Origin of the sequence: Cellulophaga tyrosinoxydans, assembly GCF_900176415.1 — a bacterium.
GTDB lineage: Bacteria > Bacteroidota > Bacteroidia > Flavobacteriales > Flavobacteriaceae > Cellulophaga > Cellulophaga tyrosinoxydans.
Genome location: NZ_FWXO01000003.1, coordinates 21,085 through 43,304, shown reverse-complemented (window position 1 = coordinate 43,304; position 22,220 = coordinate 21,085). Strand labels below are relative to the sequence as shown.

Below are 22,220 nucleotides of genomic sequence, written 5' to 3'. Positions count from 1 at the left end.
GTTTAACCAATAAAAATCGTATATTTGCACGCAATTAATCTTTAATTGCCATGCAAGCACATCTTGATAAAATAGTTGGAGAAGGTCTTACTTATGATGACGTACTCTTAGTCCCAGCTTTTTCTGAAGTACTTCCAAGAGAAGTAAATATTCAAACAAAATTCACAAGAAACATTACTATCAATGTTCCAATAGTTTCCGCAGCTATGGATACAGTTACTGAGTCAAAAATGGCAATAGCTATGGCGCAGGAAGGTGGTATTGGAGTGCTACACAAAAACATGTCTATAGAGCAACAGGCAATGAAAGTTCGTAAGGTAAAAAGAGCTGAAAGCGGTATGATTATCGATCCTGTTACTTTACCAACAACTGCACTAGTTCGCGATGCAAAAGCAAACATGAAAGAATTTGGTATTGGAGGTATTCCAATAGTAGATGCTTCAGGTAAGCTCATAGGTATTGTTACAAATCGTGATTTACGTTTTGAAAAAAATAACGACCGACCAATTTCAGAAGTAATGACTTCTAAAAATTTAGTAACTGTTGCAGAAGGAACTTCTTTGGAACAAGCCGAAGATATTTTACAAGAAAATAAAATTGAAAAATTACCGGTTGTAAATAAAGATTACAAATTAGTAGGTTTAATTACTTTTAGAGATATTACAAAACTTACTCAAAAACCTATAGCTAATAAGGATCAGTATGGTCGTTTAAGAGTTGCAGCTGCTTTAGGTGTGACACCAGATGCTGTGGATAGAGCAGAAGCTTTGGTGAATGCCGGTGTAGATGCCGTAGTTATTGATACTGCACATGGCCATACTCGTGGAGTAGTGGATGTGTTGAAGAAGGTAAAAGCAAAATTTCCAAATTTGGAAGTAATTGTTGGAAATATTGCAACAGGTGAAGCAGCTAAATATTTAGTTGAAGCAGGTGCAGATGCAGTTAAAGTTGGAATAGGCCCAGGATCTATTTGTACTACACGTGTGGTTGCAGGTGTTGGTTTTCCACAATTTTCTGCAGTTTTAGAAGTGGCAGCCGCAATAAAGGGTAGTGGAGTGCCTGTGATTGCAGATGGAGGAATCCGTTATACTGGTGATATTCCAAAAGCTATTGCAGCTGGTGCAGATACCGTAATGTTAGGCTCTTTATTGGCTGGTACAAAAGAATCGCCAGGGGAAACCATTATTTATGAAGGAAGAAAATTTAAATCGTACCGAGGGATGGGTTCTGTTGAGGCTATGAAACAAGGATCTAAAGATCGCTATTTTCAAGATGTTGAAGATGATATTAAAAAATTAGTACCGGAAGGTATTGTAGGTCGTGTACCTTACAAAGGAGATTTGTTTGAAAGTATACATCAGTTTGTAGGTGGATTAAGAGCGGGAATGGGCTATTGTGGTGCGAAAGATATTGCTACATTACAAGACACTGGCAAGTTTGTAAAAATTACAGCAAGCGGTATAAATGAAAGTCATCCGCATGATGTTACCATAACAAAAGAATCACCAAATTACAGTAGATAAATAATCAAAGAGGCCTTTAGCGCCTCTTTTTTATTATATATATTATGGAATCAATTGTATCTTCAGCATGGTTGGCGGCGTATTTAAATGACGCAGATTTAATTATTCTTGATGCAAGTGTAGCGTCAACAGTAACCGGACATGTATCTGAACATAACAATACTAGAATTATGGGTGCTCGTGCATTTGATTTGAAAAACGATTTTTCAGATAGTACTAGCTCTTTGCCTAATACAATGCCTTCCTTTGGACAATTCCAAGAATCATGCAGAAAACTGGGGATAAATAATTCTAGCAAAATAGTGGTCTATGATAATTTAGGGGTTTATTGGAGCCCTAGAGTATGGTGGATGTTTAAGGCCATGGGGCATGAAAAAATTGCAGTATTGGATGGTGGTTTGCAAGATTGGATGAAGAATAACTACCCAATTTCGGAAAAATATGAAAAGCTCGAAATTAAAAAGGGTGATTTTACGGCTAGTTTTCAAGACGATATGGTGGAGGGTTTTAATAAAGTATATACAAATACACTGACTCAAGAAGCGCTATTAATTGATGCCCGATCTAAAGGGAGATTTGAGGGTACAGAACCTGAACCAAGAAAAGACTTACGTAGCGGTCATATTCCAAATTCTGTAAATATCCCATATGAAACTGTTTTAAATAATGGAAAATTTAAATCTAAGGAAAAGCTAGAGAAAATTTTCAAAGACCTTAAAAGCGACAAACGACCTTTGATATTTAGTTGTGGTTCGGGAATAACTGCCTGTATAGTATTATTGGCAAGCACTTTAGTACTGGATAAAAAAAATTCTGTCTATGATGGTTCATGGACAGAATGGGCTCAAAAAGTAAACTAATATTATTTTCCTTCAGAATAGGTCTTCCAATCTTTTTCTTTATAAATGTTGTCGCCAAAATATTTAGCGATATTTAAAAAAGGTTCTGGCTTTTGGTATCCAGGAACGGGTGAAAGCATATTCATTTTTTCATCTAAAAAAATAGTCGTTGGGTAACTAAGTTTGCCTTGCATTAAAGCAGCAGCAAATTCATGATAACCATTTCTACCAGATGCAACAAACTTAAACGTTTTACCTTTAAATTCGATAGGATCTTTACCTTCCCCATCTAATTTAACCATATAAAAATTCTTTTGCATGTAAGCAGCTACAGTGGCATCTTGAAAAGTGTCTTTATCCATTTTTTTGCACCATCCACACCAGTCGGTATAAACATCAATAAATATTTTTTTAGGATTTTTATCTGTTTCCGCTAATTTCACAGCTTCTTCCCATGATAACCATTTTACTTCTTGGGCACTAATGGTTATGGAGTTTAAGCTTAATACAAAACAGAAAATATACAGTAAGGTTTTCATTGTAATCTTTTTTACTTAGTCAACTAACTTAAATAAAACTAACGTTTTAATATTGATTTTATTTTCTGACCACTGTTAAAGCCATATTAAAAACGAATAGCTGTAAAACAAAAAAATCCTTGGTAAAAGGATTTTTTTTGTTGAATCTATTGGGTTCTATTATTTTACGGCAACTTTTTCTTTTTTAGTTGTGAAAAGATTTTTAACATCAACTTGATTTCTTAAAATATCATCAAAAGTCTCTCGTTCGCGTATCAAAATAGCTTCGCCATTGTGCCACAATACTTCTGCAGGTTTAAATCTGCTGTTATAATTGCTAGCCATAGTAAAACAATAGGCTCCTGCGTTTTTAAAGCAAAGAATATCACCTTCCGATATTTCGTTTATACGACGATTACTTGCAAAAGTGTCTGTTTCACAAATATATCCTACAACAGAATAATAGCGCTCTCTTCCTTCTGGATTTGATATGTTTATTATTCTATGGTAAGAGCCATAAAGCATTGGACGAATTAAGTGATTGAAACCAGAGTCTACACTAGCAAATACAGTAGAAGTGGTTTGCTTTACTACATTTACTTTTGCTAAAAAATGTCCAGCTTCACTCACTAAAAATTTTCCTGGCTCAAAAGCCAAGGTAAGTTCCTTACCATATTCTTTACAGAAAGCATTAAATTTTTCTGTAAGCTTTTTACCTAACTCTTCAATGTTAGTTTCGATATCAGCTTCTTTATAAGGTACCTTAAAACCACTACCAAAATCAATAAATTCTAAATTTTTGAAATTTTTGGCAGTTTCAAATAATATTTCAGAGGCATATAAGAACACATCAATATCTAATATATCACTACCAGTATGCATGTGAATACCATTAATATTCATTTTGGTAAGTTCAACAATACGCAGTAAATGAGGAATTTGGTGAATGCTTATTCCAAATTTTGAATCGATATGACCAACAGATATGTTAGAATTGCCTCCAGCCATAACATGTGGATTTATTCTAATACAAACGGGTACTTTTGGATATTTGCTTCCAAATTGTTCTAAAATGGACAAATTATCAATATTGATGCTCACCCCTAATTTAGAAGCTTCTTCTATTTCTTCTAATGAAACTCCATTAGGTGTAAATATGATATTTTCTGGTTTGAAACCAGCTAAAAGTCCTAATTGCACTTCTTGAATAGAAACAGTATCAAGTCCGCTACCAAGACTATTCATTAACTTTAAAATAGTGATATTCGAAAGTGCTTTAGCTGCATAGTTTAGTTTCAATTTTTTAACTCCACTAAACGCGTTGGTTAGTCGGTTAAACTGAGATATAATCTTTTCTGAATCATAAACATAAACTGGATCTCCGTATGTTTTAGCTATGTTCAATAAATCTTTATTAGTCATTGCAAATTTATTTAAAGAGCAAATCTAGACTACTTCTAGCTTTTGAACAAAATATTTAACCAAAAATTCAAAATACAACAAATTGTTATATATAAAACAAAATTTAATAAATGAAACTTTCTATGGTAGGGGTTGTTTAGTTATAAACAATTGGGCTTGGTTTTATTGGGAAATTCGTGTGGTATTGTGATAATAAATGCGTTATAAAGTTCATTTCTTTAGGAGGTATATTAGAATGATTAAAAATTTAAACCAGAGTATTATAATTTCATTAGGGTAATTAGTATTGGTTTGTTATTTTTGTGCACGTAAAATTAAGACACGATTTACTTATGAATCTTCACGAATATCAAGGAAAAGAAATTTTAGCAAGTTTTGGGGTGCGTATCCAACGTGGAATAGTAGCTCACAATGCAAAAGAAGCAGTTGATGCAGCAAAACAATTAACGGCAGAAACGGGAACAGGTTGGCACGTTATCAAAGCTCAAGTACACGCTGGTGGTCGCGGAAAAGGTGGCGGAGTTAAATTGGCTAAAAATTTAAAAGAAGTTGAAGAAATTGCAGGACAAATTATTGGAATGAATCTGATAACTCCACAAACTTCAGCTGAAGGTAAAAAAGTGCATCAGGTGTTAATTGCAGAGGATGTGTATTATCCTGGGGCAAGTGAAACTAATGAGTTTTACATGTCGGTTTTATTAAACCGTGGTACTGGAAGAAATATGATTATGTATTCTACAGAAGGTGGAATGGATATTGAAGAAGTTGCAGAGCATACACCACATTTAATTTTTACTGAAGAAATAGACCCAGCAGTTGGATTATTACCTTTTCAAGCAAGAAAGATTGCCTTTAATTTAGGTTTATCTGGAAATGCATTTAAAGAAATGACAAAATTTGTTTCTTCTTTATATAAGGCATATGTAGAAAGTGATTCTAGTATGTTTGAAATTAATCCAGTATTAAAAACTTCTGATGATAAAATCATGGCAGTAGATGCAAAGGTATCTATTGATGATAATGCATTGTTTAGAAGAAAGCAATATGCTGAAATGCGTGATCTTCGTGAGGAGAACCCTATTGAAGTTGAAGCTGGTGCTTTAGGTCTTAATTATGTAGATTTAGATGGTAACGTTGGCTGTATGGTTAATGGTGCTGGATTGGCAATGGCAACCATGGATTTAATTAAGCAAGCAGGTGGTGAGCCAGCTAACTTCTTAGACGTTGGTGGTACTGCTGACGCTAAAAGAGTTGAGGCTGCTTTTAAAATCATTTTAAAGGATCCTGCGGTAAAAGCTATTTTAATAAATATTTTTGGTGGTATTGTACGTTGTGATAGAGTAGCACAAGGTGTTATTGATGCTTATAAAAATATGGGTAACATAAACGTTCCTATTATTGTTCGTTTACAAGGAACTAATGCAGATATTGCAAAAGAATTAATTGATAATTCTGGGTTAGACGTTCAATCGGCGGTTCAATTCCAAGAAGCAGCTGATAAAGTAAAAGCAGTATTGAGTTAAGAAATTAAAAACTCAAAAATAATATCTTAAAACGGACAATGTTAATTTAACATTGTCCGTTTTTTTTTTTTGCTAATAAAATGTATTTGTTATTTCATTTTCTTCATCATTAAAAGCGAATTCCGCTTTAAAATCTAAGTATTTTACAAAAAGTTTAATCAGTTTACAATTATACAAAATGACTGTAATTGCAATTTAGTTTAAACTTTGAGTTACGTGCTTTAAATCTTGGTTAAGGCTTTAGAACTTGTTCCTTTTTACAATTTTTTAGGTATAATTTTGACATGAAAATAAAAGACCTTGGTGGAGTTAAGAATGTGTTAAAGTAAAAATTAAGTGTAACATTATATTCCACTAGTCGTCTTTTATATATCATCAATTAATCATTTTATCAATCTTAAAACAAATTATCATGAGAAAATCAAGTTTATTTTTAGTAGCTGCGATGCTACTTTTTGCTGGGTCTATTTTTGCTAATGATGTAAAATCAGAAGATAACCCAAGAAAAAAATTGTCAACACAAATTGCTGAATTGTTAAGGGATAATTCTATAGTTGTCCAAGGTGAAGAAGTTGCAACAGTGCTTTTCACTATTAATGAAGAAAAAGAAATTGTGGTATTATCTGTGAAAACAGATAGTGGAAAATTAGAGCAGTTTGTAAAAGGAAGATTAAACTATCAAAAAGTTACTCTTGAGGACTATCGTGAAGGTAGAACTTATTCTTTGCCGGTAAGAGTGTCTGAATAGGTAGTATTATTATGTTGATTATTAGTAAAAGTCCTAAGATTACTTAGGACTTTTTTTGTTTTTGTACTTTCCGTGTATAATATTTTTATCCACTTTTTTTTCTTGCTTAGCTTTAAAGTCCGGATCATAGCTTTTTTTAAAGCTTGGTCCTTTTTTAAGATTTGCTAAAGTTACTTTAGGATTTTTAGGACTCTCTTTTGTTCCTCTGAAATGTATTACCAATCCGTTTAAAAAATTACGTAACACCTGGTCACCACATTCCATGTAATTCGGGTGATCTTCTTTTCTAAAGAAGGCACCTAATTCTGCTTTAGACATTTTAAAATCTACCAATTTTAATATATCTACTATTTCGTCATCTCTAAGCATTAACGCTACACGTAATTTCTTAAGGATATCATTATTCGTCATTCATTAAAATTTTGCCGCAAGGTACTATTTTAAATAATAGGGACATTAATTTTCAGTGTTCTACATCATATTTATGGTGTCTTATTCCTTAAATATTTAAATAAAATGGAGAAAAAGCACCATTATAAGACAAAATGACATTGTTAATCACATTAAAAACGACATATTGACATGTTTTTATCTCTGGTATATAATTTGTCAATTAACATATAAACAATGAATAAAGTTTAATTAAAAAATTGATATTATGAGTATAGTAAATAGAAATCAGGTTTCGTTTCCAGCATTAATGAATGAAATATTCAAACCAGATTGGTTTGGAGGAGCAGAAGTGTTGAATAGCAAAATTCCTTCAGTAAACATTAAAGAAGATGAAACTTCCTTTGTTCTAGATTTAATTGCACCTGGAAGAAAAAAAGAAGACTTTAAAATTGAAGTTGAAAATGATCTTTTGACAGTCACTTCTGAGCAATCCAATGAAGTTGTTGATGAGAAGGAAGAAAATAAAGTAAAGTATACAAGAAAAGAATTTTCATTTTCATCATTTAAAAGAAGTTTTACCTTACCAGAAACTATTAATGTAGATGCAATTAAAGCATCGTATGAAAATGGAATATTAAGTTTTAATCTTCCAAAAAAGGAAGAAGCTTTACCTAAGCCTAAAAGATTAATTGAATTAGGGTAAGTATTAAAGTTTTATGAATATCATAGATTTTCATAATGATTGGTTGGTTAGTTGGTTAGGAACGTCTCGGTACTTGTATCGAGACGTTTTTTTACTTTACGGGTTCATTTAAAATAGCTAAACACGTAATAATACCTTCTAGAAAGTTTCCAATACGTAAATTTTCATTAGGACTATGAATATTGTTATCGGGATTAGGTATTCTAACAGAAACAGCGGGAATGTTTAATGTGGTTATAAATGGCGACATTGGTTGTGAGCCTCCGGTGGTTCTCATGTTTACTACAGCATCACCAAAAACTTTTTTCATAGCCTTATTTAGTAAATTGCCAATTTCTGAATTCATTTCTGTTCTAAATGGTAAGGATCCCAATCTAAAGGTAAAAGAGGCAAGTTTAGGATACTTAATTCTTTCTTCGGCGGTAGGTATAGAGTCAACCAAATGATACCCATTTTCCTCGATATAAGTTTTTAGAGATTCCATTAATTTTTTCCCATCAGATTCTGGCACCAAACGCATGTCTATTTCGGCTGTAACCTCCGAGGGAATAATTGTTCTTACTTCTTTCCCAACCCATCCAGAACTTAATCCTCTAATGTTTAACGACGGATATTGTAAAGATTCTTCATAAGATTCACCAATGGCATCAGGTATAGAAATGCCTAATCTTGCCATAATACTATCTTTATTTTCTAGTGTTCGCTGTAAGATTTCTTTTTCTTCATTACTTAGGTTGATTCCATCATAAAACCCTGGTAAAGTAACTTTGCCTTGGTCGTTTTTTAAGCCACCTAAAAGTTTAGTGGCTTGAAACACTGGATTAGGTGCATAATTGCCATATTGACCGCTGTGTAAGGGCTCTATTGGACCAAAGAACTTTATAGTGGCGGTTGCAATTCCTCGGGCACCATAAGTAAGTGTAGGAAGGTTAGAAACATGTCTTGTACCATCCATAATAAATAACATGTCGGCAGAAAGTAAATCCTTATTGTCTAATACGGCTTTAGGAAGCGTTGGAGAACCCATTTCTTCTTGAAAATCCATTATTATTTTTATGTTATAAGCCTGTTTTATACGCTGTTCTTGAAGAATTTGTAATGCTGCTATTAGCGACATTGCAGGTCCTTTTGAGTCCGAAGAAGAACGAGCAAAAATTCTCCAATCCGGATTAAATTGTTCTTGGAGTAAATTCATGTCTATAATTTGCCATGAATTATTTTGCTTTTCTTTTAAAACAGGCTTAAACGGATTTGGCTGATCCCAAGCCAAAGTATCCACGGCTTGCCCGTCTATTTGCATATAGAACAACACCGTTTTAGCACTTTTACGAACAATTTTTTGTGCAAATAGGAGTGGAGCTCCCGTTGTTTCTATTCGCTTTAGTTCAAATTTTAAATCTGAAAATATTTTTTGACAATAAATTAAATTATCCTCAATCTGATCTGGATAATGGCCATCATTCGGTAATTCTAGAAAGGCGTTGTAGCTTTCTATTGCTTTTGGAAATTTTTCCTTTGACAAGGCATAGATTTTTTCTTTTGATAAACTTTGTGCCTGTGCAGAAAAACTTATCAAAATAAATAACAACCCATATAAAGAGCGAATTGAATTCATGGTCTCAGGTTTTAATCAAGAAAAGATAACTAAATAGTTGATAAAATAAGAAGAGTTTTTAAACCTTTTCTTGAAGGGCCTTTATTTGATCTCGTAATTTAGCTGCTTGCTGAAAATCTAGTTCTTTAGCTGCTTTTTCCATATCTTTTCGTTTATCACGAATTAATTGGTCTATTTGTTCTTTCGTTAAATAATCTACATCTGGTTCTGCTGCACGTAATACTTCCTTCTCAAAATGATAGGTAGAAACTGAATTTTTAGATAAGGCACTGTCCAAACTTTTATTTAGCGCTTTAGGTACTAAATTGTGTTTGGTGTTATAAGCAATTTGCTTTTCTCTTCTATAGTTGGTTTCATCAATAGTCTTTTGCATACTATTGGTAATTTTATCGGCATACATAATAGCCTTACCATTTAAATTACGCGCTGCGCGTCCTACTGTTTGTGTGAGTGATCGATTACTGCGTAAAAAGCCTTCTTTGTCAGCATCTAAAATAGCTACTAATGATACTTCGGGCAAATCTAAGCCTTCACGTAGCAGGTTAACACCAATAAGTACATCAAAAATACCTTTACGCAAATCTTGCATGATTTCAACTCTTTCTAAGGTATCCACATCACTATGAATGTATCTACAACGTACATTAATCCTATCTAAATATTTGGCTAATTCTTCAGCCATCCTTTTCGTTAATGTAGTTACTAAAGTACGTTCGTCTTTTTCTGTTCGTTGTTGAATTTCTTCAACTAAATCATCTATTTGGTTAAGGCTAGGTCTTATTTCAATTATTGGATCTAGTAATCCTGTTGGCCTAATTATTTGCTCTACATATACACCCTGACACAGTTGTAATTCATAATCTGCAGGTGTTGCACTTACAAAAATAACCTGATTTTGTAAAGCTTCAAATTCTTCAAACTTTAAGGGTCTATTGTCCATAGCCGCAGGTAATCTAAAACCATATTCTACAAGATTTTCTTTTCTAGAACGGTCGCCTCCATACATGGCATGTACTTGAGAAATGGTTACATGGCTCTCATCAATAACCATTAAATAATCATCCGGAAAATAATCTAAAAGGCAAAAGGGTCTTGTTCCGGGTTCTCTTCCATCTAAATAACGCGAGTAGTTTTCAATACCAGAGCAATACCCTAATTCACGAATCATTTCTAAGTCAAAACTTGTGCGTTCTTCAAGTCGTTTAGCTTCTAGAGGTTTTCCTATTTCTTTAAAGTAATCTACTTGCTTTACCATATCATCTTGAATTTGATGAATGGCATTTTGCAAAATGTCTGGTGAGGTAACAAACATATTTGCAGGGTAAATATTAAGGTTTTCGTAATTTTCTAACTTGCTATTTTTTAAAGGATCAAAAGCTTCAATTTCCTCAATTTCATCACCAAAAAAGTGAATTCTAAACGCATGGTCGGCATAACTAGGAAAAACATCTACAACATCTCCTTTAACACGAAAATTACCATTTCTGAAATCCGCGGTTGTTCTAGAATACAAACTTTGTACTAATTGATGTAGAAATTTGGTTCTAGAAATAACCTGATCCTTTTTTATAGAAATAACATTTTTTTGAAATTCTATAGGATTTCCAATACCATATAAGCAAGAAACGGACGCAACAACAATAACATCTCTTCTTCCAGATAGTAATGAAGATGTAGTGCTTAAACGAAGTTTTTCAATATCTTCATTTATAGATAAATCTTTCTCAATATATAAACCAGATGTAGGTATATATGCTTCTGGCTGATAATAATCATAATAAGAAACAAAGTATTCTACAGCATTTTCAGGAAAAAACTGCTTGAACTCTGAATATAATTGGGCTGCAAGCGTTTTGTTGTGTGCTAAAACAAGCGTTGGCTTTTGCACATTTTCTATAACATTAGCCACGGTAAAGGTTTTTCCTGAACCAGTTACACCAAGTAATGTTTGGTATTTTTCATCTACTTCAATTCCTTGTACTAATTGTTTTATAGCTTGGGGCTGATCTCCAGTAGGTTTGAATTCAGATACGACCTTAAATTTCATACTATAAAATTACGAAAGTTGATTGGTATTAGAATTAAGCGTTAAAAAAAAAGTATATTTACTTTTGTCGTTTCTGTGTATTAAGCTATAATAGAGGGATTTAGAGATGTATGAATTAAAATTATTTACCATGTTTAAAATGCTATTTTTTCTACTAATAAGTATAAGTGCTTATGCTCAAGACGTTTTAGATCAAGATTTAATTAGAGGTACAGTTTTTAAGAGTTTTGATTTGGGAGGCGGAGCGTTAGTAGGAACGCCATATATTAATGAGGAATTTTTGCCTGCCAAAATTAATGATGGTAAAGTGTTGTATTTTATGAGATATGACGCCTATACTAATCAAATGGAGGCACAGCAGGAAGATGGGATTTATTTGGCGCCGATGTCTTATAACGTGACCATAAACTTCACTACAACTGATAAGACGTATCAAGTATTTGATTATTTTGTTGATGGTGAATTTACTACTGAGTTTTTTGTGGTTTTAACTAAAGGAAGGCATAAACTTTTAGTATTAGAGGATGTGAAATTTTTTGAAGGAGTTAAAACCAGATCTACTTTGAAAGAAGATACACCTCCTACATTAAAGCGTGTAACAGACAAATTTTTTGTTTCACAGGCTGATCATAATGCCGTAGAATTACCCAGAAAAAAGAATGATTTTCTAAGTTTATTTAAAGAAGATGCTGAAAAAATTGAAGCCTATATGAAAAAAGAAAAATTGGGAAATAAATCAAAAGAGGATCTTATTAAAATCTTTGAGTTTTATAATTCATTTTAAACGTTATTATCGCTTTAGAGCAAAATGACCTTTAAAAATTCTACCATCTTCTAAATTTACTTTGAACCAGTAGTCCGAAGCCGGTAAAGGCTGGCCATTAAAATTACCATTCCAGCCACTATTTTTTGGAGAAATATTGGCTACAAGCGTACCGTAACGATCATAGATGGTAATTAAGCTATTTGGTTGAAACATATCGTCAACACCAATTATTTGCCAATTATCATGGGCGCCATCGCCATTTGGAGTGAAAAATTTTGGATAGCCTATAATGGCAATTTTTTCATCTTTAACGCCGCAGCCATTTTTATCTTGAACATAAACGGTGACAAACCCAGGTAAAAGATTTTCAAATTTAGGACTTTCTTGAAAGTTGATTCCATCTATAGAAAATTCATAGTCACCATCACCTGAAGTGAAAATTTCTATGGTATTTTCATCAGATAGATCTTTAATTTCTATCGTTTCTATATTGGCAATATTAGATGGTTTAACCTCAAAATTAGTGCTGTTTTCACATACCATTGTTCCGCCATTGGTAATATATTCATAACCTAATTCTAGTTGATAATTTCCAATTTCATTAATAGCTATAAATGTGGAGTTTGAGATTATAGTTTCTATGCCATTTTCTACTTTTATCCATTTGTATACATCATAACCATCCGGAGCGTTTAAAACCAGATCATTGCCATCTGTACATAAATAATGAAGCTCAGGAAAAGATAAAATCGGAGTAGAATTTACGATTAACGCTATTTCATCTACACCTTGACATTCATTCGAATTTTCTAATCGTACATACAAGTTTGTCGATGCTGTTGTTAATATGCCAGAAACTGCATTTTGCTCTAAAGAAGCATCTGCCAAAGAGGTATAGAATGTTGCCTCTAAATTTGGATAGTTAAGGAGTTTGATCATTTCTAAATCAAAAGTGCCTAATTCTTGCGAATCATTTGCATTATTGTCACAAGCATAAAACGGACTTTGTGGATTTATACTAACTGTTGTTGGTAGTATACTGATTTCCACTATCCCTTCAGAATCACACCATTTTGTACTTGTAGCCTTGTAATATATTGTTTGGTTTAATGGTGTTGTGTTTATATAGCCAATTGTATTTGTAATTGGCGTATTACTGGCTAAATTTGCAGCGTTTTCATAGAACGTAAAAGTAAAATCTCGCGAATTTGTTTCGTAAATGTAAGCTTGCTCGAGATTAATTGTTGTGATGCCATCGGTAGAATTATCATTATCTATATCGCATTGTACAATAGTTAAGGTGCCATTTGGAGGAGCGGGATTTACTATAATTGCTGATTCTCCTAGTATTGGGCACACTTTAGGGTCCGCTGAGGTTATTTTCAAACTATATTTTCCAGCTTCATTTAGGCTGGCATTAGATATGTCTAAAAAGTAATTATTTGGATTAGCGATTGGGTTGCCGTCTTTTTCCCATTCGTAAATAGCGCCAGGAATGTTGTCTGCTTCTAGAATAAAGGAATCTCCTTCACAAATTTCCAAAGTTGCACTTGAGGTACCATCAGGATTCCTAATAAGATCTGTTTTATTGAAAAATGATTGTATAAATGGAGGTAAGCCTTGCATGACATTGTTGCCAGCTAAAGAGACTGCATTATGTACATAATTTACGGCTAAACCTTTTTCACTAGGTTTATTAATAACACTTAAAAAAGGAATTCCTTCGGTATAACTATTAGGGTTTGCTCTATAAATTTTACCATTCTCCGCCATTTGTAAAGCACCTCTATACGCTGCTCTTTGATCTATAATAACAACAGAACCCGAAATATCTGGTGCATTTAGATCGTATTGTAATAATAAAGATTGACTCACATTTTCATTGGTAAATGTGTTTAAATATAAGAAACGACCTTCTGTAGAAAATTCGACACCATATGCTTGATTTTCATATCCAGGTACCGTTAATTGTAGCTGATTTGATAATGTTCCCGTTTCTGGTTCAAAATCATAAATGTATACGCCATCGGAGACATTCGCACTAACCATTTTCTTGCCATCAGATGATAATTTTAAATACCCTCTTGGATCGCCAATGTTCAAATTTGCAAAAGTATTGCGCACTGCGTTTGTATTTACACCAGATGTGTTAACCTCAAAACAATGATAGGTGTTGAAAAAGTCAGGAGAACCATTTTCTGCTGCCAATGTTATTACCCAAATAGATTTGTCAAAACAATCTTTTATAACACCGGTAATTTTTTCAGAACTATCTTGTAATAAATTCACATTTTTTTGAACAATAGCACCGTTTCCGCCATTCATTGAAATGTCTAAAACAGAATAATTAAGACCGTAATCAGGATCATTGTCATTAACTGAGGTATCAACCGTAAATATGTAGTAGATGTTAGGATCTTCTGGTTTTGGTACCATGATTGCAGATTGCGTACTGGATGGATCTCCATACAATCCATTTCCGTTTTGAACAATTTGATGGTTTTTATTATATACTGTTATACCGTCTGTATAAGCTAATAAATTACCGTCTGCATCAGAAATAGAAGTACAACCTTCAACGGTATTTAGTTTGCCATTTGTTAATGGGGTAATACTGCCATTATTCGTAAAACGCACACCAGCACCTTGGCCAAAATACCAATTAGATGTTTCTCCTTGACTATAAATAGTACTATAGGAGCACAAGCATAGTAATAAAATTAAAAAGTAGTTTTTTTGCATAGCGTTTCTCAGACGCTACAATATACTACAAATCTCTTTTCTTTAATAACGCGTACGATAAATATATGAAAATAGCTGTCCAGCCTAAAACAATGAGTAAATCATACCAATGCACAGCATAATCTCTAGACAAATCTGTGCCTAATTGTGTACTTAAAGATTGCACGGCCTTAAACTTGGTTACTGGTTCGACAATAAGGTTAGACATGGCCTCTAGTGGCATAAAGCGCATTACTGATTCTGAGCCTTCTTTGCCAAAAAGTTTCCAAGCAGAAATTCGCACTATTAAGTTTTCAAAAATACCCCACCAAAGTATTAAAAAGCCTAATGCAAAAGCGGATCTTTTTACTAATAAGCCCAAAAATAAACACATGGTGAAAAAACCAAGTAACTTAACAAAATAGCCCAGAAAATACTCCAAATCTGAGAAAATAATCGCTATTTCAGTAAAATCTGAATATAGTAATCCTAGGACTAAAGAAACTAAAAACACAAAAATTGTGGATAGGATTGAAAAGCTAATTACCATTAAAAATTTACTCATAAGAAACTCTTTTTTTGAGAGTCCGTCGATTAAATTTTGTTTAATAGTTTTGTTGCTATATTCATTAGCCATCATCGACACAATTACAATAGCAAAGAACAGTTTAAGCCAAGAGGCAATCCAAGTATTCATGTGCCAGATATAGGGAAAATTAAATATTCCTTGATCGGCAATATTGAAAACTATCGGTGGCCTATCTATCTTTATCATAGCTATTAATGCCATACAAAGTATGAGGCCAAAATATGCGAATATTAGAAATTTACTAGCTCTATTATTCCAAAGTTTTATAAATTCTATTTGTAGTAAACGTATCATTTTAAATGTTTTAGTTGGTTGGGATACTTAATTGCTGGAGTTATTAGTAAGTGCTAAAAATTGCTCTTCTAAACTTTCTCGTCGTTTGGATAAATGAGACAGTATAATTCCTTTTTCGAAGAGTATTTTATTAAGTTCCTCTGCTTGTAAATCCTCGTTAAGATATGCAGTAATTAAGCCGTCAATATTTTTTACAGATCCAAAACTGGAGTTGCCTTCTAAATAATCTAATAGCTCTTTTTCTTTTTTAGTTCTAAGCTCAAAAAAGCCATGGCTTGCTAGCATAGTATCTACACTGCCAGAATATAATTTTTTGCCTTTGCGTAGTATAACTACATGACTACAAACTTTTTCTACTTCGTCTAATAAATGAGACGCTAAAAGGATTGTTGTGCCTTGTGAAGCAATTTTTTTAATAATTTCTCTAATTTGATGAATTCCTTGCGGATCTAAGCCATTTGTTGGTTCATCAAGAATAAGTATTTCAGGATCGTTAAGTAGGGCAGAGGCAATAGCTAAACGCTGTTTCATCCCTAATGAATACGTTTGAAATTTACTGTTTTTACGATCTAAAAGTCCAACTAATTCTAACTTTTCTTCTATTTTAGTTTCAGGAACCTCTTTAATTTTACAAACTAACTTTAAATTCTGAATTGCCGTCATGTACGGGTAAAAGTTGGGTCTTTCTATTATAGCCCCTACTTTTTTTAATGCCTCATGTGTTGAGGTTTGACCGTCAAACCAACTAAATTCCCCAGAGGTTTTATTTACAACATTCAATACAATGCCCAAAGTGGTAGATTTACCACTGCCATTGGGTCCTAAAATGCCGTAAACATTTCCTTTTTCTATGATAAAAGATAAATCACTGACTGCTGTTAGTGCACCAAATTTCTTGGTTAAATTGGTTACTGTAAGTATCGTATTCAAAATAGCGCTAGTTTTAGGTTGTGTATGTTTGACGAATTAGATTGCTAATTGTTACAACTTACCTAAAAAAAGAAAAATGAAATAGACTTAAAAATGAATTTAAAGTTTATGTTTTTTGAACCCGATAGGTAATTCTTCTATTGGTAATTACATTTTTAACTCGTACAGATAGTATGCCAACCGCAGAAGTGGTAGTACCGCAGACATAACTATTGTTTGCAATTACTACTCTATATTGATAATTATTTTTAGTCAGGTTGGCATTTAATACCGTTAAATTATTTGTTTGCGCACCTGAATATTCTGATCCGTTAGTTAGATTACTAAAACTAGCACCACCATTTGTACTAACTTGCCATTGGTATGAACTAGCATTTGATGCATTTGTACTAAATGAAGCATTGCTAGTATCAAATACTAAGGTACTAATTGGTTGTGAACTAATACTAGGTGCAGCACTGGCTTCTTTAAATTCGTATGTACCATTAGAATTATTATCGGCTGGAACAGCGTATGTTGCAGCTACAACCGTACCATTGGAATTTACTGCTGGATTTCCTACTCCATATCTTCCGTCATCGCCACCATCAGCATTGGAATTATTGTAAGCTTCATTAGCATCAGAGCATCCATCTCCGTCACTATCTAAATCTACACGATCAAAAATACCATCACCATCAGTGTCTGCACAAGCATTACTCGGTGTTAAACTAACATTGTCTAAAAAAAATTGATCGTGTGGCTGTGCTGCTGATATTCCTTCAAAACGTAACTGTGTTGTATTTGATGTGGCGGTAAATGGTATAGAGACAACAGTAGTATTAGATAAATTTCCACCACCTATGTCTGCAGTATCCCCGCCATTTTCTATACTCATTTGGTCTGAAATTTTAGAATATAGCAGAACTCCATTTAAATAAACTCTCAGCGTAGAAGAATTTACAAAACTAGATATGGTACCTACTTGAAACGATAATATATACGTAGTTCCTGATACCACATTTAAATTTTGGTATAATGCTCTGGTTCCTGTATTATAACTTTCATAAAAAGCATATAGTCCTGAACCGGGTTCTTGCCAGTTACTGCCATCTGGTGTCCATCCATTAAAATACCAAGATGAAAAATCACCATTGAATACAACATTAGCACCCGAGGCTGCCCCACATTCCACAGTATCTAATATACCATCATTATCATCATCAAGATCATCACTATCAATAACACCATCTAAATCGGTGTCATTATTCACTCGTACTGTTGCACTAGGACTATCTGTAGTCAAGTTATTATCGGTTTGATTTTGGGTGTGAGTTGCTGTATTTGTGAACGACTGAAACTCTGAGTTACTTGGTAATTGATTGGCTGTAGCTATAATAGTTATAGATTCTAGTGCACCTGAATTAAGAGTTCCTACATTCCAAACAGGATTAGTCCAACTTCCAACAGTTGGGTTTGCTGAAACTAAAGTAAAACCAGAAGGCATAACATCTGTAACGTTTAAATTAGTTACGGGGTTAATGCCAAAACTCTCCACAGTAATTCTAAATGTAACGGATTCACCTTCGAGAACAGCAGTTTTATTAGCTGTTTTTTTAATAACAATATCCGGATTACAATAATATGCAGCAATCGGTTGTGAGTCGTAGGTACAGGTTCCTTTTCTTACTTTAACATAATAATCTCCAGCTGTTGTGGGTGTATATTTTGCAAAAATTGCTCCAGGAATTAAAGCACCATCACCATACCACTGATACGAATCGTATGTACCTGAAATAACTTCAATATCTGCGCCAGGTAGGCAACCGCCACCAGAAAGTTGTAAGCCAACCACAGGTACCGTATCAAACCCAGAAAAATAACCTGCAATTCCTCTATTGGCATTCACTCCAAAGAAACCGACCGCAATGGGTCCCGTTGATTGAACACTAACATTACCAGTTAAGTTAGGTAAATAAAAAGTTTTCCAATCTGTAGTTCCCGCAACATTTAAAGGAGTGGGTAATGTAACATTTCCTGACCCATCTTTTACAGTAATATTACTATTAGGTGTAGATGTAGAGGCAATTATGGTAATTCCTCCAGTTAATGTTGTTCCTGCTGCATCGGTAATATTGGGAATATTATCCATATTATCAGGCAATAAACAGTTTACTGGTGCCACAAAATTTAAACCTATAGTTTGTACTCCAGAACTACCCGCCAAATTCTGGTAGGCGTAAGCATCTTTTGATGTTGTTACTAGCATATTAGCACCTGGTGAACCACTAGAATAATTAGTGCCAGGCACAATAAAGTAATCTCCAGTATTTATTGTAGCAATAGGAGTTGTAGCACCATTTACAAAAATGTCTGTATTGTTTTGAGTACCAATAATAATGGGAAATTCAGTGTCATCACGACCATTACCACGTATAAAAACGTATTCTTTTCCAAGTTTATTTTCTGGTACAGGTTGATCAATTCCCGCATCACGACTACCACTAGAGGATGCTACAACACCGTAGTTTAATCCACCATTACTAATAGCAATATTTTTAGTAGCATCAATCGATGCACCTAACCATCCATCTATATTTGCAGTTGTTTGAGTAGTATACGCTTCTAAGACAAAAGATTCATTTTTGTTTAGTGTAATTTGTATCGTATTACTCGTTATTCCACCTCTATTATTTTGAAGTCTAAACTCGCAATTTGGATCATATCCTGAAATGTCTACAACAGTATTGTCTTCAGTGGCCATTATCCCCAATGAGGTAGATATATCACTTGTTGTAGCATAATTTGGTGCGCCACCCCATTTAAATTTAGTTCCTAAAGCTTGTCTGCCCTTAGATGTTAATGAAGTTGCTTGTGCGCTAGAAGAACCACGATAATTAACATAGAATTTTTGTCCTCCGGGCGATTCAAATCGTAGTCCACTATTAGCAAGGACTACTCCTGTATTATTATCTCTAACCATAGTGACATCATTGTCACCATTAGCTAAATTATAGATACCTGGATTTAAATTTGAAATAGAAAAAGTTGCTGCTGGGGTTGTGGAAGTGCCAATATAAGCATTTACTATAAACGCCGTGGTTTCTGGAGTAGACAAATAAATGGTCTGTTCCTTTACTGATGAATTATTACTTCCTTGTTTTAAAGGTGGTAAATAATGTAAGTCACTCAATTGAGTATACCCTAGATTAACAAACAATAGTAGAACAATAGCTACTGAATAAGAATGCTTCATTTTTTCACTAGGACGATGCCCGAAATATATGTTACTTTAAGTAAAGAACGTATACTATATTTTAATGATAAACTGTTTGTTGTAAAAGAATAAATACATGTTGCATAGGTGGTTTTATTAGCTATCAGTAAAGCTAAAATGAAGAAAAAAATAATCAGCAGCCTAAGGCTGTATAAGATTGATGTTAAATCAATTTCTTTTGATACGATACGTTATTCTTCTGTTGGTAATTACCGAAGTAGGATTAACCATATTCACTGTAATTGTTTCCGATGGGTCATCGGTTGTAATATTGGTATCTATTTGATCTTGACTGTTGGTTACCGTGTTTGTATAATTTGCAGAAGAAATGTAGATATTTTCAAGCCCTGCTTTAGTTACTAAAATTAAAGTTTCAAGATCCCCTGGATTCATGTTTCCTACATTCCAGTTTGGATAAGAGAATGCACCTTTAGAAACTGAAGATGATAGTAATTCTAATCCAGATGGAAGTACATCTGTTAGTACTAAATTAGTTACAGGATTTATGCCTAAAGTTTCGACAGTAATCGTAAATGTTACGGTATCACCATCATAAACAATATTTTGATCTGCATCCTTATTTAGCACTATATCTGGGTCGCAATAATACGCTGTTAACGGCTGCGAGTCATAAGTACAACCACCTTTGGTTACACGAACGTAATAATCGCCAGCTTGACTTGGCGTATATGTTGCGGAATTTGCACCCACAATTAAATTACCATTTTCGAACCACTGATAGTTATCAAAATTTGGATCTACAACTTCCACATCTGCTGAAGGTAGACAACCACCTCCAGAAACTTGAAGTTCCACATCTGGAACCGTATCGAAACCTGAAAAATAACCAGCGATACCTCTAGCTCCATTAAAACCTATAAATCCGACCGCTATGGGTCCTGTAGATTCTACACTAACATCTCCGGTTAACCCGGGTACGTAATACGTTTTCCATAAAGTTGTGCCCGCAACGCTAGTTGAACTAGGAAGTGTAATTGGCCCTGTTCCATCCGTAACTTGAATATTAGCATCTGGAGTAGAGGTAGAGGCAATTATGGTTACTCCTCCAGACAATGTTGTTCCTGCTACATTAGTGATATCTGGAATATTATCCATAATATCGGGTAGAAGACAGTTGACTGGCGCAACGAAATTTAATCCTTGAGTGTAAATAGCACTAGATCCAGCTATACATTGATAAGCGTAAGCGTCTTTTGAAGTTGTTACAAACATATTTGCCCCAACTGAATTAGATGAATAAAAACTGCTTGGTATTTCAAAGTAATCACCATTATTAATTGTTGCAATTGGAGTAGCGGAACCATTCACATAAATCGCAGTATTGTTTTGAGTTCCGATAATTATAGGAAATTCTGTTTCACCACCTGATCCTCCATTTCCTCTTACAAAAACATATTCTTTTCCTAATCTGTTCTCAGGAACAGGTTGGTCAATTCCTGCATCTCGGTTACTTGAATTTGCTTGTCGCCCATAATTTAAAGAACCATTGCTGATAACTATATTTTTATCGGACACAATTGAGGCTCCAATCCAACCTTGGCTTTGAGCAATAGAAAAAGAGTTACCCATGTAGGCTTCGAATACAAATGATTCATTAGCATTTAAAGTAATTTGATATGAGTCTGCTGTAATTCCATCTGGATCATTGCCTAACCTAAATACGCAATTTGGATCATAACCAGTTAAATTTATGGTTGTATTATTTTCTGTTGCCATGATGCCCACGGTATTGGATTTAGAAACGTGAGTTCCTAAATTTGGAACACCTCCCCATTTAAAACGGGTACCCATAGCTGCTCTACCTTTTGAAGTTAATGATGCTGCCTGTGATCCAGAAATACCTCGGTAGTTTACATAAAATTCATTTCCGCTCGGTGATTCAAATCGTAATCCACTACTATTTAAAACAATCCCCGTATTAGCATTTGTTACCAAAGTAACATTATTATCCCCGTTAGAAAGATTATACACCGCCGGACTAGTTTTTGATATTGAGAGTGTTGCTATTGCTGTAGTGTTTGTGCCTAAATATACATCTACATTAAAGGCGGTTGTTTCTGGAGTAGATAAATAGACTGCCTGTTGTTGAATAGCTTGGTTATTACTCCCTTGTTTTAGGGGTGGCAAGTAATGTAAATCACTTAACTGCGCAAAAACATAGTTTGTTGAAAGGAATACCAGTAGAAAAAATAAATAAAAATACTTCATGAACAGGTCAAATGTTTTCTAGATTTTTCTAGTATTTACAATTGATTTCTTGCAAAATAGCACATATATGATGTGAAGTTCAATTAAATGTTGTGAATTTTGAA

16 protein-coding genes are annotated in these 22,220 nt (G+C 33.8%); 6 read left to right on the top strand and 10 right to left on the bottom strand.

What is annotated here, in order from left to right; translation table 11 throughout:
* Positions 1-50 precede the first annotated feature (50 nt).
* Complete coding sequence (gene guaB / locus B8963_RS09720) at positions 51-1,523, top strand: IMP dehydrogenase (RefSeq protein ID WP_084061334.1); 1,473 nt, start codon at positions 51-53, stop codon at positions 1,521-1,523.
* 44 nt (positions 1,524-1,567) lie between these two features.
* Positions 1,568-2,383 carry a sulfurtransferase gene (locus B8963_RS09715; protein ID WP_084061333.1) on the top strand — a complete coding sequence of 272 codons (816 nt, stop codon included), beginning with the start codon at positions 1,568-1,570 and terminating at the stop codon, positions 2,381-2,383.
* Positions 2,384-2,385: 2 nt separating this feature from the next.
* On the opposite strand, the gene B8963_RS09710 is transcribed toward B8963_RS09715, so the two are convergent.
* Positions 2,386-2,901: a thioredoxin family protein gene (locus tag B8963_RS09710; protein ID WP_084061332.1), complete on the bottom strand. Its 516-nt coding sequence runs from the start codon at positions 2,899-2,901 to the stop codon at positions 2,386-2,388.
* A gap of 159 nt (positions 2,902-3,060) precedes the next feature.
* Positions 3,061-4,302, bottom strand: a complete 1,242-nt coding sequence (gene lysA, locus B8963_RS09705) for a diaminopimelate decarboxylase (RefSeq protein WP_084061331.1) — start codon at positions 4,300-4,302, stop codon at positions 3,061-3,063.
* Positions 4,303-4,634: 332 nt separating this feature from the next.
* Between lysA and sucC the strand changes: the two genes are divergently transcribed.
* A complete protein-coding gene (sucC, locus tag B8963_RS09700) occupies positions 4,635-5,825 on the top strand; it encodes an ADP-forming succinate--CoA ligase subunit beta (protein ID WP_084061330.1) in 1,191 nt (396 codons plus the stop codon).
* Between the two features lie 412 nt (positions 5,826-6,237).
* Complete coding sequence (locus B8963_RS09695) at positions 6,238-6,573, top strand: hypothetical protein (protein ID WP_084061329.1); 336 nt, start codon at positions 6,238-6,240, stop codon at positions 6,571-6,573.
* Positions 6,574-6,612: 39 nt separating this feature from the next.
* On the opposite strand, the gene B8963_RS09690 is transcribed toward B8963_RS09695, so the two are convergent.
* A complete protein-coding gene (locus tag B8963_RS09690; protein WP_084061328.1) occupies positions 6,613-6,984 on the bottom strand; it encodes a DUF1456 family protein in 372 nt (123 codons plus the stop codon).
* Positions 6,985-7,231: 247 nt separating this feature from the next.
* Between B8963_RS09690 and B8963_RS09685 the strand changes: the two genes are divergently transcribed.
* Positions 7,232-7,669 (top strand): Hsp20/alpha crystallin family protein, encoded by a 438-nt coding sequence (locus tag B8963_RS09685; protein WP_084061327.1) that lies wholly within the window; start codon positions 7,232-7,234, stop codon positions 7,667-7,669.
* Positions 7,670-7,760: 91 nt separating this feature from the next.
* On the opposite strand, the gene B8963_RS09680 is transcribed toward B8963_RS09685, so the two are convergent.
* A complete protein-coding gene (locus B8963_RS09680; RefSeq protein WP_084061326.1) occupies positions 7,761-9,284 on the bottom strand; it encodes a M20/M25/M40 family metallo-hydrolase in 1,524 nt (507 codons plus the stop codon).
* 58 nt (positions 9,285-9,342) lie between these two features.
* A complete protein-coding gene (gene uvrB / locus B8963_RS09675) occupies positions 9,343-11,331 on the bottom strand; it encodes an excinuclease ABC subunit UvrB (protein WP_084061325.1) in 1,989 nt (662 codons plus the stop codon).
* 130 nt (positions 11,332-11,461) lie between these two features.
* Here uvrB and B8963_RS09670 point away from each other — a divergent pair, with 130 nt between their 5' ends.
* Positions 11,462-12,115, top strand: a complete 654-nt coding sequence (locus tag B8963_RS09670; RefSeq protein WP_143312504.1) for a hypothetical protein — start codon at positions 11,462-11,464, stop codon at positions 12,113-12,115.
* Positions 12,116-12,121: 6 nt separating this feature from the next.
* Here the strand turns inward: B8963_RS09670 and B8963_RS09665 are convergent, their stop codons facing one another.
* From B8963_RS09665 to B8963_RS09645, 5 genes are all read right to left on the bottom strand, one after another.
* Positions 12,122-14,839, bottom strand: a complete 2,718-nt coding sequence (locus tag B8963_RS09665; RefSeq protein WP_084061323.1) for a T9SS type B sorting domain-containing protein — start codon at positions 14,837-14,839, stop codon at positions 12,122-12,124.
* Between the two features lie 25 nt (positions 14,840-14,864).
* Entirely contained in the window at positions 14,865-15,701 is an 837-nt protein-coding gene (locus B8963_RS09660) for an ABC transporter permease (protein ID WP_084061322.1), read from the bottom strand.
* Between the two features lie 27 nt (positions 15,702-15,728).
* On the bottom strand, positions 15,729-16,631 hold the full coding sequence (locus B8963_RS09655; protein WP_084061321.1) for an ABC transporter ATP-binding protein: 903 nt from the start codon (positions 16,629-16,631) through the stop codon (positions 15,729-15,731).
* Positions 16,632-16,737: 106 nt separating this feature from the next.
* A complete protein-coding gene (locus tag B8963_RS09650; RefSeq protein WP_084061320.1) occupies positions 16,738-19,866 on the bottom strand; it encodes a DUF11 domain-containing protein in 3,129 nt (1,042 codons plus the stop codon).
* Positions 19,867-20,055: 189 nt separating this feature from the next.
* Positions 20,056-22,116 carry a DUF11 domain-containing protein gene (locus B8963_RS09645; protein ID WP_084061319.1) on the bottom strand — a complete coding sequence of 687 codons (2,061 nt, stop codon included), beginning with the start codon at positions 22,114-22,116 and terminating at the stop codon, positions 20,056-20,058.
* Positions 22,117-22,220: the final 104 nt, after the last annotated feature.